General features: G+C 62.4%; 13 protein-coding genes and 2 pseudogenes. 9 read left to right on the forward strand and 6 right to left on the reverse strand.

Annotation, left to right across the window (positions count from 1 at the left end):
* Positions 1-84 precede the first annotated feature (84 nt).
* From BMX85_RS14890 to BMX85_RS14900, 3 genes are all read right to left on the reverse strand, one after another.
* The gene (locus BMX85_RS14890; protein ID WP_218147337.1) at positions 85-1536 is read right to left on the reverse strand and encodes a glycoside hydrolase family 43 protein; all 1452 of its coding nucleotides are present in this window, start codon (positions 1534-1536) and stop codon (positions 85-87) included.
* Position 1537: 1 nt separating this feature from the next.
* Positions 1538-4474: a TonB-dependent receptor plug domain-containing protein gene (locus BMX85_RS14895; RefSeq protein ID WP_229210466.1), complete on the reverse strand. Its 2937-nt coding sequence runs from the start codon at positions 4472-4474 to the stop codon at positions 1538-1540.
* Positions 4475-4798: 324 nt separating this feature from the next.
* Positions 4799-5743: an alpha/beta hydrolase gene (locus BMX85_RS14900; RefSeq protein WP_090319344.1), complete on the reverse strand. Its 945-nt coding sequence runs from the start codon at positions 5741-5743 to the stop codon at positions 4799-4801.
* A gap of 180 nt (positions 5744-5923) precedes the next feature.
* Here BMX85_RS14900 and BMX85_RS14905 point away from each other — a divergent pair, with 180 nt between their 5' ends.
* From BMX85_RS14905 to BMX85_RS14915, 4 genes are all read left to right on the forward strand, one after another.
* Positions 5924-6949: a glycoside hydrolase family 43 protein gene (locus BMX85_RS14905; protein ID WP_229210467.1), complete on the forward strand. Its 1026-nt coding sequence runs from the start codon at positions 5924-5926 to the stop codon at positions 6947-6949.
* A 68-nt stretch (positions 6950-7017) separates the two neighbouring features.
* On the forward strand, positions 7018-7209 hold the full coding sequence (locus BMX85_RS14910; RefSeq protein WP_090319350.1) for a hypothetical protein: 192 nt from the start codon (positions 7018-7020) through the stop codon (positions 7207-7209).
* 151 nt (positions 7210-7360) lie between these two features.
* Entirely contained in the window at positions 7361-7570 is a 210-nt protein-coding gene (locus BMX85_RS30110; protein WP_143067982.1) for a hypothetical protein, read from the forward strand.
* A 374-nt stretch (positions 7571-7944) separates the two neighbouring features.
* Positions 7945-9072 (forward strand): sensor histidine kinase, encoded by a 1128-nt coding sequence (locus BMX85_RS14915; RefSeq protein WP_177196762.1) that lies wholly within the window; start codon positions 7945-7947, stop codon positions 9070-9072.
* Here the strand turns inward: BMX85_RS14915 and BMX85_RS14920 are convergent.
* Positions 9069-9941 carry a hypothetical protein gene (locus BMX85_RS14920; RefSeq protein WP_143067983.1) on the reverse strand — a complete coding sequence of 291 codons (873 nt, stop codon included), beginning with the start codon at positions 9939-9941 and terminating at the stop codon, positions 9069-9071. The genes BMX85_RS14915 and BMX85_RS14920 overlap by 4 nt on opposite strands.
* A gap of 407 nt (positions 9942-10348) precedes the next feature.
* Here BMX85_RS14920 and BMX85_RS31010 point away from each other — a divergent pair, with 407 nt between their 5' ends.
* The 4 genes from BMX85_RS31010 to BMX85_RS14935 are packed head-to-tail and all read left to right on the forward strand — an operon-like array spanning position 10349 to position 12395.
* Positions 10349-10528: a PAAR domain-containing protein gene (locus BMX85_RS31010; protein ID WP_229210505.1), complete on the forward strand. Its 180-nt coding sequence runs from the start codon at positions 10349-10351 to the stop codon at positions 10526-10528.
* 49 nt (positions 10529-10577) lie between these two features.
* A complete protein-coding gene (locus BMX85_RS31015) occupies positions 10578-10928 on the forward strand; it encodes a hypothetical protein (RefSeq protein ID WP_229210468.1) in 351 nt (116 codons plus the stop codon).
* A complete protein-coding gene (locus BMX85_RS14930) occupies positions 10925-11812 on the forward strand; it encodes a glycine zipper family protein (RefSeq protein ID WP_229210469.1) in 888 nt (295 codons plus the stop codon). Before BMX85_RS31015 ends, BMX85_RS14930 begins: the two co-directional genes overlap by 4 nt.
* A 7-nt stretch (positions 11813-11819) precedes the next feature.
* Positions 11820-12395 carry a hypothetical protein gene (locus BMX85_RS14935; protein ID WP_090319362.1) on the forward strand — a complete coding sequence of 192 codons (576 nt, stop codon included), beginning with the start codon at positions 11820-11822 and terminating at the stop codon, positions 12393-12395.
* Positions 12396-12535: 140 nt separating this feature from the next.
* Here the strand turns inward: BMX85_RS14935 and BMX85_RS14940 are convergent.
* Positions 12536-12913: pseudogene (locus tag BMX85_RS14940) on the reverse strand (integrase core domain-containing protein); the annotation flags it as partial.
* Between the two features lie 99 nt (positions 12914-13012).
* Between BMX85_RS14940 and BMX85_RS14945 the strand changes: the two are divergent.
* A pseudogene (locus tag BMX85_RS14945) lies at positions 13013-13387 on the forward strand (helix-turn-helix domain-containing protein); the annotation flags it as partial.
* A gap of 75 nt (positions 13388-13462) precedes the next feature.
* On the opposite strand, the gene BMX85_RS14950 reads toward BMX85_RS14945, so the two are convergent.
* The gene (locus BMX85_RS14950) at positions 13463-14560 is read right to left on the reverse strand and encodes a type VI immunity family protein (RefSeq protein ID WP_218147338.1); all 1098 of its coding nucleotides are present in this window, start codon (positions 14558-14560) and stop codon (positions 13463-13465) included.
* Position 14561 lies beyond the last annotated feature (1 nt).

The raw sequence follows: 14561 nt of genomic DNA on the forward strand, positions 1-14561 counted from the left end.
CAAATGGAAAATATGAATATTTTTTTCTATTGTGGAAAACTGACACGCGGCCCTATCCCGGGCTTGCGGCCTGGCGCTCGTGCGCTAGCCGGCCGGCGCGGCGGCGCCGAAGAACCTCCAGTGGTCGAGGTTGAACAACGGCGCCCGGTATTTCCCCTTGAAGACGAAGAAAACATCATGCACGCCGGTGGCGCCGCCGACCGGCGTCTCGACGGTGCGCCAGGCCTGCCACCCGCCGGTGTTCGGCACCGTCAAGGAGCCCAGCAACGGACCTTGGAGGTTGCCGAGCCGGATCTCGATCTGCCCGCCCCTGCCGCCGCTGGCCACGCTGGCGGCGAAGCGCGCCGGCCCCGCGACGCCGAAATCGACGCCCGCCACCTTGATGTAGGTACGGTCGACGATGTCTGCCACGTGCATGCCGGCGCCCGGTCCCTTGGCGGTGCGCACGCCCCGAGCCCAGTCGAACGGACGGTCGATGTCCTGCTTGATGCGCGAGGTCCAGGCGATCGTCTCGGCCTCGACACGGCGATACGGGTCGAGCCGCCCGAGCTGCTCGACGCCGTCCTTGTCCCACCACGGCAACGCCGGGATGGTGCCGTCGGCGTTGTAGCCGAACTTGGCGACCGTGACCGAGCGCCGCTCGCGGTGTACCGGCGACTGCGCGAAGTTCAGCTCGTAGTTGAAGCCGAAGACGTAGGAATTGCCCTTGTAATCGATGATGCCCGGATGGTTGCCGCTCGACGCCGCGTTCGCGGCCATGACCGGCCCCTTGTACTGCCAAGGTCCCGTCGGCGACGAGGCCATCGCGTAGCCGATGCCTTCCGGGCAGCAGGTCGACGCGTAGGCCATGTAGTAGTGCTTGCCCCGCTTGTAGAACCACGGCCCCTCCTGGTAGTCGGCCGGCTTGCTGTCGCTTTTGACGATGGGGCCGGAGTACGACACCATGTCCTCGTTGAGCTTGACGTACCACAGATGCGGATTGCCCCAGTACAGATAGGCTTGGCCGTCGTCGTCGATGGCGACCGTCGGGTCGAAAAAGCCTTCGGCCTTGTCGATCAGCGGCTTGCCCAGCGCGTCCTTGAACGGACCTGCCGGGTTGTCCGCCACCGCGACGGCGATGACGTTCTTGGGCCAGCCGGCGACGCTGACCGGCGCGTACAGGTAGAACTTGCCGTTGCGCGCGATCACTTGCGGCGCCCAGGCGTCGTTGTCCTGCACCGCCCACGGGAACGTGGCCAGCGAGGCGACCGCGCCGTGGTCGGTCCAGTTGACCATGTCGGTGGACGAGTACAGCAGCCAGTCGCGCATCTTGAAGTCGCTGGCGTCGTCCTCGTCGTGACTGGTGTACAGGTAGACCACACCGTCATGCACCAGCGGCGCCGGGTCGGCGGTGAACCGGGTCTGGACGATGGGGTTGGCGGCCGTGGCGGGCGGCGCGCCCATGGCCAGCGCCATGAGCAACGCCGCCCGCCACGCCGGGTCGAGCGCGTACCTCAGGCCCGGCGTGCGGGCCTTGGTTTGACGGATCAGATCCATGTTAGAACGCCATCCGCACGCCGGCGCGATAGGTGCGGCCCACCACGTCATAGATGGCCGGGTTGATGCCGTAGCTCAGGTTGGTCTGCGGCAGCAACACCGGGGCGCGGTCGGCCAGGTTGTCGATCTTGCCGTAGACGGTGATTTGCGGCGAGAACTTGTAGGTCGCACCGACATCGACGTAGAACGCGCCCGGGATGTGGTTGTCGGCGATGGTCGGGTGCGCCGCCGTGGGCAGCGGACAGTTGCTGCGGCACTCGATGTACTCGTTGTTGTACACGCCGGCGCTAATCCAGCGCTGCGACAACGTCAGGCCGATCTTGCCGTAATCCCAGGACTGCTGCAGCAGCGCTTTCCACTTCGGCGTGCTGCCGAACATGTTGCCCGCCCCCTCGCTCGGCGTCGTCCCTGGCAGGCCCGGGTCCGAGATCGAGTGGATCATGCGGCTGGCCAGCCCGCGCAACGTGATCGTGCCGGGCACGCCGTAGTCGTTCAGGTTGGCGCGGTAGGCGGCCTCGAAGTCGATGCCGCGCGTGTGCAGCGACGCGAAATTGAAGCTTTGCGCCTGCACGAAGTTGGTGCCGGCTGGCCCGTTGATCGAGACGGCCGCGCACACCTGCTGGAAGCCGGCGTAGCACAGGTCGACCTCCTGCTGCGCGCTCAGCGAGTTGATCACGTTATTGACCTTGATGTCGTAGTAGTCGATCGACAGGTTGAAGTTACGCGCCCAGCTCGGCTGGCTCAGGACCACGCCGAACGAATTGTTGCGGGCGCGCTCCGGTTTCAGATCCGGGTTGCCGACGTTGCGCTGCTGGATCTGGATCGACGAGCCCTGGTTGTTGTTGACCGCCTGGTTGGTGACCGTGGTGGCGGCGAACAGTTCGCTCAGGTTGGGCGCGCGCACGTCGGCCGAACTCACCGCGCGTAGGCGCAGGCCGTCGATCGGCGTCTGCCAGGTGGCGCCGAGCTTCCACGCGCGCGCCTTGCCGGCCGTGCTGTACTTCTCCTCGCGGTCGGCCAGGTTCAAATTGGCCTCGCCCCAGGTGGCGGACTTCAGGAACGGGATGTTGAACTCGACATACGCTTCCTTGACGTTGAACGACCCCTTGCCGTTGTGATAGTTCCCCGCGAACCAGTTGTCGCCGGTGGCCGACAAGGTCGGGTCCTGCGGATAGCTGCTGCTGTACGGCGACTCGTAGGCCACGCCGGCGCCATAAGGATCGCCGTAGACCGAGTACTTCTCGCGCCGCCACTCGGCGCCGAACGCCATCGAGACCGGGCCGGCCCAGCCGTCGACTACCGTGCCGTTTATGTTAGCGCTAACAACATTTTGACTCGAATCGGTATGTTGACGCGGCCCGTTGGACGGCGCGATGTAGTTCCAGGTGGCGGCGTCGATCGGGTTGTTGCCGAAGATGTTGATCGGCAGGCAGCCGGCCGCGCGCGCCGCCGCGCTGCGGCAGACGATCTGGCCGCTGGCGGCATCGCGCACGCCGTCGATGGCGAAGTTGTAGCGCGGATTGAGCGTGATGTCCTGCACCCGCAGCACGGTGGTGTTCTCGCCGTGCTCGGCGTAGGCGTCGTACGACCATTCCTTGCCGAACAGGCCGAACTTGCCGATGGCGCCAACCACGACGCGGCGCTGGGTGCGCGTCGGATGGACGTTGATCAGGTCGGGGAATTGCGCGTTGGCGGTGCCAACCGGCATGGTGCCGCCCGGATAGCCCGACGCGCAACCGGCCGCCACCGAGGCCGGCAGGAAGGCGTTGTCGCACTTGATGGCGAGGTTGCCCTGCTTGGCCGCGCCCGGGCTCGGCGAGAACACCGACGTCACTTCGGCCCAGTTGCCGGTGACGTAGATTTCGTTGTCCGCGTCCAGGTCCCACGACACGCGGCTGTAGGCCACCTTGCGCTTGAAGTTCATCGCCAGGTTGGTGCCGGCGCCGACGCTGCCCGACAGGTCGCCGCCGACGCAGAAGTTGCCGACGCAATTGTCGCCGTACTGGAACGGATACGGCGTGCCGTCGGCCGCGAACGCCGTGCCGCGCAGCGCGCCGCCGGTGACCAGGCCGTATTTGGCGTACTGCACGTGCTGCGCGTGCAGGATGCTGGTGTAGCGCGGCAGGCCGGCGGCCTGCATGGCCCTGGTCGACTCCTGCAGGGCCGGATTCTTGTACCAGTCGCGGCCGTTCGGACCGACTTCGCCGAAGCCGGGCGAATCGATGCCGCCCTGCTTGGTGAACTCGCCGCTGACGGTCACGTGCAGGCGGTCGCCGGCGAAGGCCTTGCCCCAGGCCGCCTGCACGGTGCCGTTCCTGTCGTCGCCGTAGGTGGTCATGCCGCCGCCGACGTGGGCCTTGAAGCCGCTGAATTTCTTGTCGGTGATGAAGTTGACCACGCCGCCGATGGCGTCCGAACCGTAGGACGCCGATGCGCCGCCGGTGACCACGTCGACACGCTTGACCAGCAATTGCGGAAATTGGCTGACGTCGGTCACGCCGGTGACGTTGGCGCCGACCACGCGCTGGCCGTCGAGCAAGGTCAGGGTGCGGTTGGTGCCGAGGCCGCGCAGCGACAGCGACGACAAGCCCTGCAAGCCGCTCGAGGTGCTGAAGGTGTTGACCGTGCGGCCCGTGCTGCCCTGCAGCGCCGGCAGCTCGGTCAGCGTCTCGAACAGGTTCGGCTTGGCCGCCTTGTCGAGATCGGCGCTGGTCAGGCTGGTGGTCGGTGTCGGCTGGTTGAAACCGCGCGCGGCGATGCGCGAGCCGGAAACGACCACCGTGTTTTCCGGCGCCGCCGCAGCGGGCTCGGGCGTGATAGCGCTAACAGGAGTTTCCGTTTCTTTTGGCGTCTGCTGGGCTTGGCCGGGCATGGCGAACATTGCACAGGCCCCGGCGACGGCGAGGTTCATCAAGCTGCGTTGACATGGTGATTTCATTTGGTCTCCATCTATTTTTTTTAGTGTGTCGTGGTGCGGACGGTCGGCTTGGCCGCCCTGCTTCCTTACTGCTGGTGTCGTCGTTGGTCACCTCCCAGGCAAATTGTTGTTTAGTAAAACATGAAATTGACTTACTCACAAACTGAATGTAGCCACCTGCTTATCGAATAACCAATAACTTTTTATGCGGCTGCGATACCTAAAGCGGTATGGCAGCGCGCGCCTCCCATAGAGCGTTATCGATAAAATGAGAGGCGCTAACATTGGGTTGGCCGTCGACTGCGGCCGGGCCGACTGTGGTCAGGCGGCCACGCCCGGCACTTTTCAACGCGGCTTCAGATAGCCGTGCATGCCCAGCCAGCGCGTAAACCCGTCGAACCATCCGGTACTGGTGGTGGTCTTCGGATACATGCCGAAGCCATGGCCGCCTTGCTCGTACAGATGGAACTCCACCGGGCGCTTGGCGGCGCGCCAGCTGTCGATCAGGCCGTAGCCGGCGTTGGCGAAGAACGGATCGTCGGCCGCCAGCGCGACGAACAGCGGCGGCGCGTCGGCCCGCACGGCCGCCACCGCCGATAGCGGGCCGTAGATGTTGGCGATGAACGCGGGCTTGGCGTCCTGCCCGTGCAACGCGGTCGACATGGTCAGCATCGCGCCAGCGGAGAAGCCGAGCATGCCGACACGGTCGGGGTCGACATGCCAGCCCTTGGCGCGCGCACGCACCAGCGCGAACGCGGCGCGGGCGTCGTCGATCTGCGGCGCGTAGGCGACGGCGGGGTCTTGCGGGGCCGGCGGCCGCTTGGCCGTGGCCGAAAACATTTCCGCCATCGAGCGCTCGAAGCCGGCCATGTCCGCCGGCGTCTGGTTCAGGCGGTACTTCAGCACGAACGCGGCCACGCCCTTGTCGGCCAACGCCTTGGCCACCGCCCAGCCTTCGTTATCCATCGACAACGTGCGGAACCCGCCGCCGGGCGCGACGATGACGGCGGCGCCGGTGGCCTTCGCCGCCGGCGGCAGGAACGGCGTCAGCGTGGCGACCGTGACGTTGCGTGCAAATACGCTGCCGTATTGGCGATGCCAGCTTTCCGGCGCCGTCGCGCCAGGAAGGACACCCGTGTCGAGCGTGATCGCGTCCGGCTGGGCCGGCACGGGAATGGGCGTCATGACGTCCTCGCCCGCAAGCGCGGTGCCGGCCAGCGCGCCGGCCAGAATCGCCGCCACCGCCGCGCCCGCGCATGCCCGAATTTTTAATTGTTTTACCAAGGTCATTGTCGTCTCCGTATGGGTTCCCGGCAGCGCGATCGGCCATCCGGGAAATATTGTTGGACTTCGTACACCACCACAGTTACCATAAAAGCACGCCAATGGTAGCGCATATCATTTAGTGTTAGGGAATGATTGACGCTTTCGGAACATGGTTTTGTGCAAACAAAAATAGTGGAGACATCGATGCAGAAGACAGATAAAGCGGGCCCGCGAGGAAGCCGGGGCTGGATGGCGAGGTGCGTGCTGTGCGCCGCGCTGGCGCTGGCGGCCCAAGCAGCCACCGGCGCGGCCGCCGGTTCGAATCCCATCATCCGCGACAAATTCACCGCGGATCCCGCGCCGCTGGTGGTCGGCGACACGTTGTACCTGTACGTGGGGCACGACGAGGCGCAGCGCGACGAGATGTTCAACATGCGCGAGTGGCTGGTGTACTCGACCAAGGACATGCGCACGTGGACCAGCCATGCGCCCATCATGAACGTGAAGGATTTTAAGTGGGCCAAGGCCGACGCCTGGGCGTCCCAAACCATCGAGAAGAACGGCAAATTCTACTTCTATGCCGCCGTCGAGCATGACGCCACCAATCCGGGCAAGGCGATCGCGGTGGCGGTATCGGACAAGCCCACCGGCCCGTTCGTCGACGCCCGCGGCTCGGCGCTGGTGACCAACGAGATGACGCCCAAGGGCACGCACAGCTGGGAAGACATCGATCCCACCGTGTTCACCGACGACGACGGCACCACGTGGCTGGCGTGGGGCAACCGCCAGTGCTACATCGCCAAGCTCAAACCCAACATGGTGGAGATCGACGGGCCGATCCAGGAAATCACACCGCCGCACTTCGAGGAAGGCCCGTGGCTGCACAAGCGCGGCAAGCTCTATTACCTGACCTATGCCTCGCTGGACCGCGCCACGCAGCGCGACGAGCATGTGTCGTATTCGACGGCGCCTTCGATCACCGGCCCGTGGACCTATCGCGGCCTGCTGACCGGCTCGGGGAAGTACAGCTTTACGATCCACCCAGGCATCGTCCAGTTCAAGGACAATTGGTATCTGTTCCTGCACAACGCCACCCTGGCGATCGGCGACATGAACGGCGCGATCGGGCGCCGCGCGGTCACTGTCGAGCACCTTCAATACAACGCGGACGGCACCATGAAAGCGGTGGTGCAGAGCGACGCCGGCATCAGCGCCCCGCCGGCGCGCTAAGCACGGCAGTCGGACCCGCCCTGTGTTGACGCTGCATTTTCGGCAGAAAGGAACTTTTTACGATCAGATTGGTCGAATACGCTGCCACTAAGGCTTATATTGCAGGGTTGCGCGCCTGCACCAAGGTTGATATCGCAGACTTGCGGGCCTCCACCAAGGCTGAAATTGCTGAAGCGAAGAACGCGATCATCCTGCGGGTGGTCTCTGCGATTTTCATTGCGCAGTTGCTGCCGTCCCTCCTCAAGCTGTTCACTAACTAACCTGACCTTGAGCGGCCGGCGAGCCCTCACGCAGATCCGGTAACACTCATCACCGCTGAGCAACTAGTTACGTGTGCGCGGCGATTAACGTGCGATACCTAACATACGCGGCCGATCATATCTGGGAAGGTGTATCCAACCGGGAGGTACGATGAAAAACGATCAATCGACGGTTACTACTCAGCCAGAAATGAGGAAAAATTCCGACACGACCCACCAAGTCGAACAGGCGCTTAACATTGCCCGCTTGGAGGGTATAGGTCCAGCACTCGATTTCATGCAGCAGGCGGGCGTGGATCGCCAAGTTGCGGTACGAGTGCTGACAGGACCCGGCTTCCGCCGAAAGTCGCTGCTGCGCTAGCTGACGCCCCCCAGCACAAGCACGACGACATTTGGCGTCGGCGCGCCATAACCACCCAGCTGCGCAAAATCCGGCCGAGGCCGAAATCGCTGCGCAAAAGATGCTGCTCCATCGCTGGCGCTCAAAAAAACCGCTGTCGGCCAACTGCGCTCGTTCGGGCAGCCCAATGTCGGCGCGCGTCGGCCGACCCGCTTTCGACGCGAGATCCAGCCCCGCGAGCGGCCTCTACAGTGACTTTTTATCGTATCATAAGGGAATGGATGCTTCCACGGCATACGGCCGCGGTCGCAGCAACGCTACCGTTATCGCCCGTCGCCGCAGCGGGAGGGATGCGCCACCGCTCTCCGGCATTCCCAACGAAAAAGGTTCCACTGATGCAAGCGTCGGATCAAGCTACCAGCGAACAGGATTTATCTCGATTGTCGCGGCAAATCCTCGGGATGCGGGATCTTGTCTTCGCCGAATGGGAAAGCGAAGTCCGGCGCGTGGTCGCCGGCGCCAAGCACGTCCTGCGCCCGATACTCATCAATACACTTCCTGTTTTTTACGACAACATTGCGGAGGCGCTAAGCCCGGACCATCCACGCCAGCACGCCACCAGCAACAACGACATCGCGGCGGCGCACGGCAACGAACGCGCCAGGATGACGTCCTACGGGCCCGATCAGATCATCCACGAGTATCAGATTTTTCGGGACGTTTTTTCGCGGGTGGCGGACGCCCAGGGGGTCACGCTGAGCCGCGCCGAATGGGGCATCGTCAATGCCTCGATCGACTGCGCCGTCCGCGAGGCGGTCAAGAAATTCACCGCGATGCACGACTCGATGCGCCAGCGCGTCGCCGCGTCGCTGTCGCACGATATGCGCAATCCGCTGTCGGTGATCGTCAACGGCGCCCACGTGTTGACGCTCGGTCCGCCGGCGGAGAAAGCGCAAGGCCTGGCAGGAAAAATCCTCGATAGCGGCCGGCGCCTGAGCGGAATGATCGAGGAACTGCTCGACGTCCTGAGTTTTCACAAGGGCGAGACCGTTCCGCTCGACCTGTCCCGCTTCGATCTCCTTGAGCTCGCCAAGCAAGTGTGCGCGGATGCCAATGTGAGCGACGGTAAATGCTCGGTGGGCGGGTCGCCCCTGGTCGGCTACTGGTGTGAGAAATCGTTGCGCAGGGCGTTGGAAAATCTGGTCGCAAATGCGATGAAATACGGCGACGGCGCGGAAGTGACCATCAAGGTCGCTGGCGCCCACGGCCGGATGATGCTGTCCGTGCACAACACGGGCAATCCCATCCCGGCGGAACATCGGACGCGCATTTTCCAGTACCTGTGGCGCCAGGATAGCGCGCGCGATCAGCGCGGATGGGGTATCGGCCTGCCGTTCGTGCAGTCGGTGGCGGAGAGCCACGGCGGCAGCGTGGCGGTCGACAGCTCATCGGAACAGGGAACAACGTTTTTGATCGACCTGCCGGTCGATTGCCGTCCGTTCGTGCCGGACGAGGCGCCCTAGGGTCTGGGTTGGGGGACGAGCCCATCTTCCGTCGCGGCGTTGGACCCGGTCTGGCCCGTCCAGCCGCGCCGTTGCAGGTGGCAAATGCTGGTGCAGAGCAACGCTGGCACAAGCAGATTCAGCACCGGCACCACCATCGCCATGAACAGCAGAACACCGAGCATGAAAATGGCGGATCTTTGCGCCGTCGCCAAGTCGCGTCGCTGTTGGTCCGCCACCACCCCTTCGGCCGCCGGCCCGTACATCCAATGCATATTGAAGGTGATTAGCAGGCGCAGCAGCACGAACATGCTCCAAACCGGGACAAACAGGGCCAGCAGCCCGAGGATGCGCCGGCCCAGGTCCCAAGCCGTCATCGGCGCGCGCCGCACCGGCACGGTTGGCTGCCACCGCGGATAGCGGCGCGCCACCACGCGCTGTGCGCGCGGCAGCAACTGCCAGCGTGCCGGCAACTGCAAGGTGCCCAGCACGCCGGCGACGAATACCAGCACGTAGACGACGCTGGCCAAGGCCAGCGCGACCAGCGCCACCTGGGCGATGGACATCAGGCTCTGGGCCAAGCCGCCCAGCCCGTGCAAGCTGCCCATATGCGACAGGCTGGCCGGAGCCGACGCCATGCCCGGGCCGAAATCGAGCACGCCCAACCCCATCAAGCCGGCCACCGAAACAAGCGAGATGACACCGCTCACTTGCAGGAAAAACGTGCCGAAATGGTAGTACAGCCCGAACCATAGGCCGACCGCGGCCGTGCTGCACAGCGCCGAGCGCCACCACAGGCCGTCGTGGCGGATATCGCGCAGGCCCATGCCTAGGCACGCCAGCACTTCGCGAAAGGCGCGATAACGTATCAGGAAGAAGTTTTTGAGCATGAAAAAAGGGCCCGCAATTTCTTGCGAGCCCTCGATCGACAACGTATTCTTGGTGGGAACTGCAAGTTTCGAACTTGCGACCCCTGCAGTGTGACCGCAGTCCGAGTGGACATTATAGCACCACCCTGGACATGCCTCTTATAGGAGAAAGCTTGATCGATGTGCGGTGACGCGCGCCGTCATGCGCTAAAGTCTTACGTACTTTTCGGTACTTTTTCCGTACCTATCTATCCGGTCGAGTTCGCTGATTTCACTGTCATGCGTTCACTGCGATGCGGGGAGAAACATTTTTTGGCGCGATGCGATGAGCAGCAAAATTGACACGGTTACCGCGCGTGCGAAGTTGAAGCGCGGCCTAGGTTCATTAAATGATAACATTTGATTTCGGATACAACCGGGGTCTTGTTATGGGCGAAAGAGCCATCATCAGGCAGGGGGACCGCACCTCCCACTGGGGCACGGTGCTTGAAGGCCATCTGTTTTTAATCATCCATGGCAAGCCAGCCGCCGGCGTGGGCCACAAAGTCCATTGCCCAAGTGCCCCGGCACGATCGTCATCGCTGAAGGCGCGGCAACCACAACCATGATGGGCATCAACGTCGCCGTTGATGGCATAAGACCTCATGCGGCGCCACGTTGATCGCGTCGCAAATCACCGACACCATTGAATACGGTGGCGGCGCTGCGCCAGCAGCCGCCGCGACTCCAGCCGCGCCGGCCGCGAGCGCGGCGCTCGCAGCCATCATCGCAGGCGCCGCCCAAAGGGCCGCCAAAGTAGAGGACAAGGGCAAATTTGACGAGCAAGTGCGAGTGCTCGACCAGGACGGCGCCCCCATAGCAAACATGCCCTACCACATGACCGACGAATCCGGGACCGTCTACAAAGGCCTGACCGACGCTGACGGTTGCTGCGAGCGGGTGCATACCGAGAATGTTCAATCGCTCTCGATCCTGACCGGAGCGCTCGCGATGGAGAAATGGCAATGAGCTTCGAATTCAAAACGCCGACCAACGACAAAGCAGGATCGCGCCGCGGGGTGTCCAGCCACCACATGCCGGCGCGGGCGTTCTTTTTCATCGTGGTCGACGAGGTGGGCAAAGACGGCTTCTTGGTCAGGAAAGTCTATGCCTCCCCCACCAGCCCCTATTTGTCGACCATGAAACTGGCCCCGCTGGCCCAACTGAGTCAGACCCATCCCGAGACGTATGGGCTGATGCCCAAACAATGGGGCGCTCCGCCAACGGTCGCCGAGCATGTCATGGGCAACCACCAGTCCTCTTACGTGTCGTCCAGCTCGATCTTTCCTGAGGGGTCCCCGCGTTTCGATGGAAGATCGGTCTACATCGACATCGCCAAGGCCAAGGCTTCCGGCGCGCGTCTGGTTTCCACCCAAGAGATCCTCGAGTCCTTGGCGCAATACAAAGCGAAGAATCCCCACCTGGCCAGACGGATCGAGAAGATCGCAAAGTATGTGCAGGACTTCGACAAGGAAGTGCTTATCCACGGCGAGAAGGTGCCTGCCAAAGCGATCTTCAACGCAAACTCCCTCAAAGTCGCCAAGATAGCCAACGGAGCTGGACGCGTGGTCCAAGTGCTCGGCATCGTCCTGACCGCTTATGATTTGGAGCAGGCGACGGAAAAATCATTCAAAGCCAAAAGCGTCAAGCCGATCTCCGCCGAGGTGATCCGCCAAGCGGGCGGGTGGGGCGGCGCGATCGCGGGATTCAAGATAGGCGGCGCCGCTGGCGCGGCGTTGGGCATCGAAACTGGGCCCGGCGCCATCCTCACCGGTCTGGTCGGCGGAATCATCGTCGGCACGGCCGGCTACTTCGGCGCCGATTGGGTCGCCGACCACATCGACAAGAACTGAGCGGCCAGTGAATATTTTCAAACGCATCGGCGCCGTCCTCGGCGGTTCAAAGCCCATTGACGAGATGGCGCAAGCTTATCCGCAGTCCGCGTTGGACCCGGCGCAAGACCTTGCGAACTACCCCGCAAAGGTGTTTTTGGGCGAAAAAAACATCTTCGCTTATCGGTTGGAATTCATGGTTTCCGAACCTGACGCCGCGCGCGTGGTCCAAACGGTGGGCTCTGAATTTGACTTGCCCAGCCATGCCACGTTTCAGGAGGGTCCGGCAAAAAAAGGCAGCCTTTCGCTGCACTTTTCTTCGCGGCCCGAGTTCGGCGGAGCGGTGGTGGTCATCGTCACCAATTCCATCCCGCTGCTGAAAAAAATAGACGCATTGGACCTCGCCCCGCCTCCCCCTTGGGTCGTGTTTCCCGAGGCCGATCCGCTTGCCTTGGGAAGCCTGCAAGGCGCCATGGAGCACTGGTTTGACTGGCTGTTTTTGCCATTTTGGAACTCAGCCGACCCTGCCACACGTTCGCGCTACGTGGCCAAGCACGGCGCCAGCAAGGAATGGCGGGAGTTCCTAGTGCTGCATGCGCCATGATTCTCACCAAGGCCGCACAACTCTGTATCCACTCCTCGCGCAAGTCCATGGTGGCCATCTGCGGCGTCGACTTCTTTGAACTGGTTCTCGACACAAAACCTGGTAATCCTCCCATTTTTAGAGCGCGCTAAAAGTAGAGGTTAAGCGGCCAAGGCAAGCTTCTGTTTTGGGGTGATGCCACCAAGTGCCATGTTCGGCCGGTCGTGATTGTAAGTCCATAGCCATCGGGTTGCAAAATCTTGTATCTCATCGAGCGTGTCGAACAAGTGATGGGCCAGCCAATCGTAGCGCACCGTGCGGTTATAGCGCTCGACATAGGCGTTCTGCTGCGGCTGTCCGGGCTGGATGAAGTCAATGCGGATGCCGCGCCTGGCGGCCCAGGCCAGCGTCACGGCGCTGATGTACTCTGGGCCGTTATCGCAACGAATGACCAGTGGCTTGCCTCGCCATTCGATGATCCTGTCGAGCGACCGGATCACCCGTCCAGAAGGCAGCGAGAAGTCGACCTCGATGTTGATTTGCACCGAAAACTGACCCACTTTGCCGCATAATTTGCACACGAAACTGACCCACGTTTAAGACACAATCCTGCTCATGACATTGAGTGGGGAATTGGAGTGATCGACGTGGCATTACTAGGAATTATTCGACGCTGGCACATTCGTGACCAGGTCCCACTAACAGAAATCGCCAGACGCCTTGGCATTTCAAGAAACACCGTCCGACGCTATCTACGCTCGGAAACCACAGAGCCTTCCTATGCGGACAGGCGCTCGCCCAGCGCAATCGACAAGTACGCATTCCAGCTTTCTGGACTATTAAAGACCGAGGCGGCCAAATCACGCAAGCAGCGGCGCACTTTAAAGCAGCTTCATGAAGAACTGAGGGAGTTGGGCTTTGAAGGATCTTATGACCGGGTCGCGGCGTTCGCGAGGGTATGGCGGGCGGGTCAAACTGACAGGGTCAACTCAGCTAGCAAACGCACAGGTCGACAGAGGCGCGCGAAGTCTTTGGGCGTCAAGCCGCCGCCCCGCTTGCACGTCCAGATGCCATCAAACCCTCACGGTTCAAAGCGCGCCAGGAAGCGTCGTTTCCTTCGTCAACTTCGGCTCATTGAGAAGCTTGGTCTTGTAGCGCATCAATTCTTCGTCGGGCACGTCGAAGCGAGTGAGCCATTCTTTCGCGGCAAGACCGGTGAGCCTCGGCTCCCCATCTTTTGAACCGTAGTGCAGGGAGAGGTCGGCCATCAACCTGACGTCCCTCAACGCCATCGCGGGCAATACGTATATTGAAGGTTTGGGATCAAGCTCGACCGGGGCAATTTCCGGCTCAGGCCCGGCTTGGATGACGATGCCGCCGCCATAGTCGTATTTCGCAAACCAGCTGGCGGGCAATTCGGATCGCAAAGTGAAAAGCCCGCCCGCCTTCTCCACCATGGCATGGTTGATCGCGGTCAGCCAGCCCACCGTGACCAAATGATGCTCGACATCCCTTCCGGGCAGGCCGCCGATCATGTGGCCGGACCCGGCGTCGAGCCCGGCCATTTTTGGAACCATGAAAGCCTCGGTCGGCTCGTTGGGCTCCACCCGCACCGCCGAAAGATTCAACGCGAACCCGCCGTGCCCGTGCTCCGCATTGAGAAGCCTGCAAAAATCGACGAAGAGCTTTTGAAACAGCGTCGGATTTTCTTCGACGACCTCTTTGGGAACAGAGAAAATCAATGAGTCTGGCCCCCACGTCCCCATTCGCGCCTGCCATGCCCGGCGACCGAACGTGCTGAACAGCCAAGGACTGGCGTCATGCGGTTTTTCGCCGCCCGTATAGGTGAATCCGAAATGGTCGTCCTCGTCCATTTTCTTGACCATCGCGCGGAGTTCGGGCGCTTTGGCGTAGGCGTATTTGTCCGGGCCTGAGGGCGGCTCGTCGCGCCACAGCCATTTCAAATGGTCCTCCGCCACAGCGCGGTAGGCATCGAAACACTTGCATAAGGCCTCGCGCCCTTCGAGGGTGTGCGAACCTTTGAAATACAACGTGCCCCTTACCGCAATCGTGGCGCCGACGTAGTCCTCGGGACCGTATTTCATCAACAAGGCCCCGGGCATTTCGAGATGTCCATGAGTCTTGTTCCACTCGGCCATGAATGTGTCGATATCTGGTTTTGCCATT

Origin of the sequence: Duganella sp. CF517, from assembly GCF_900110275.1 — a bacterium.
Lineage (GTDB): Bacteria > Pseudomonadota > Gammaproteobacteria > Burkholderiales > Burkholderiaceae_D > Rugamonas.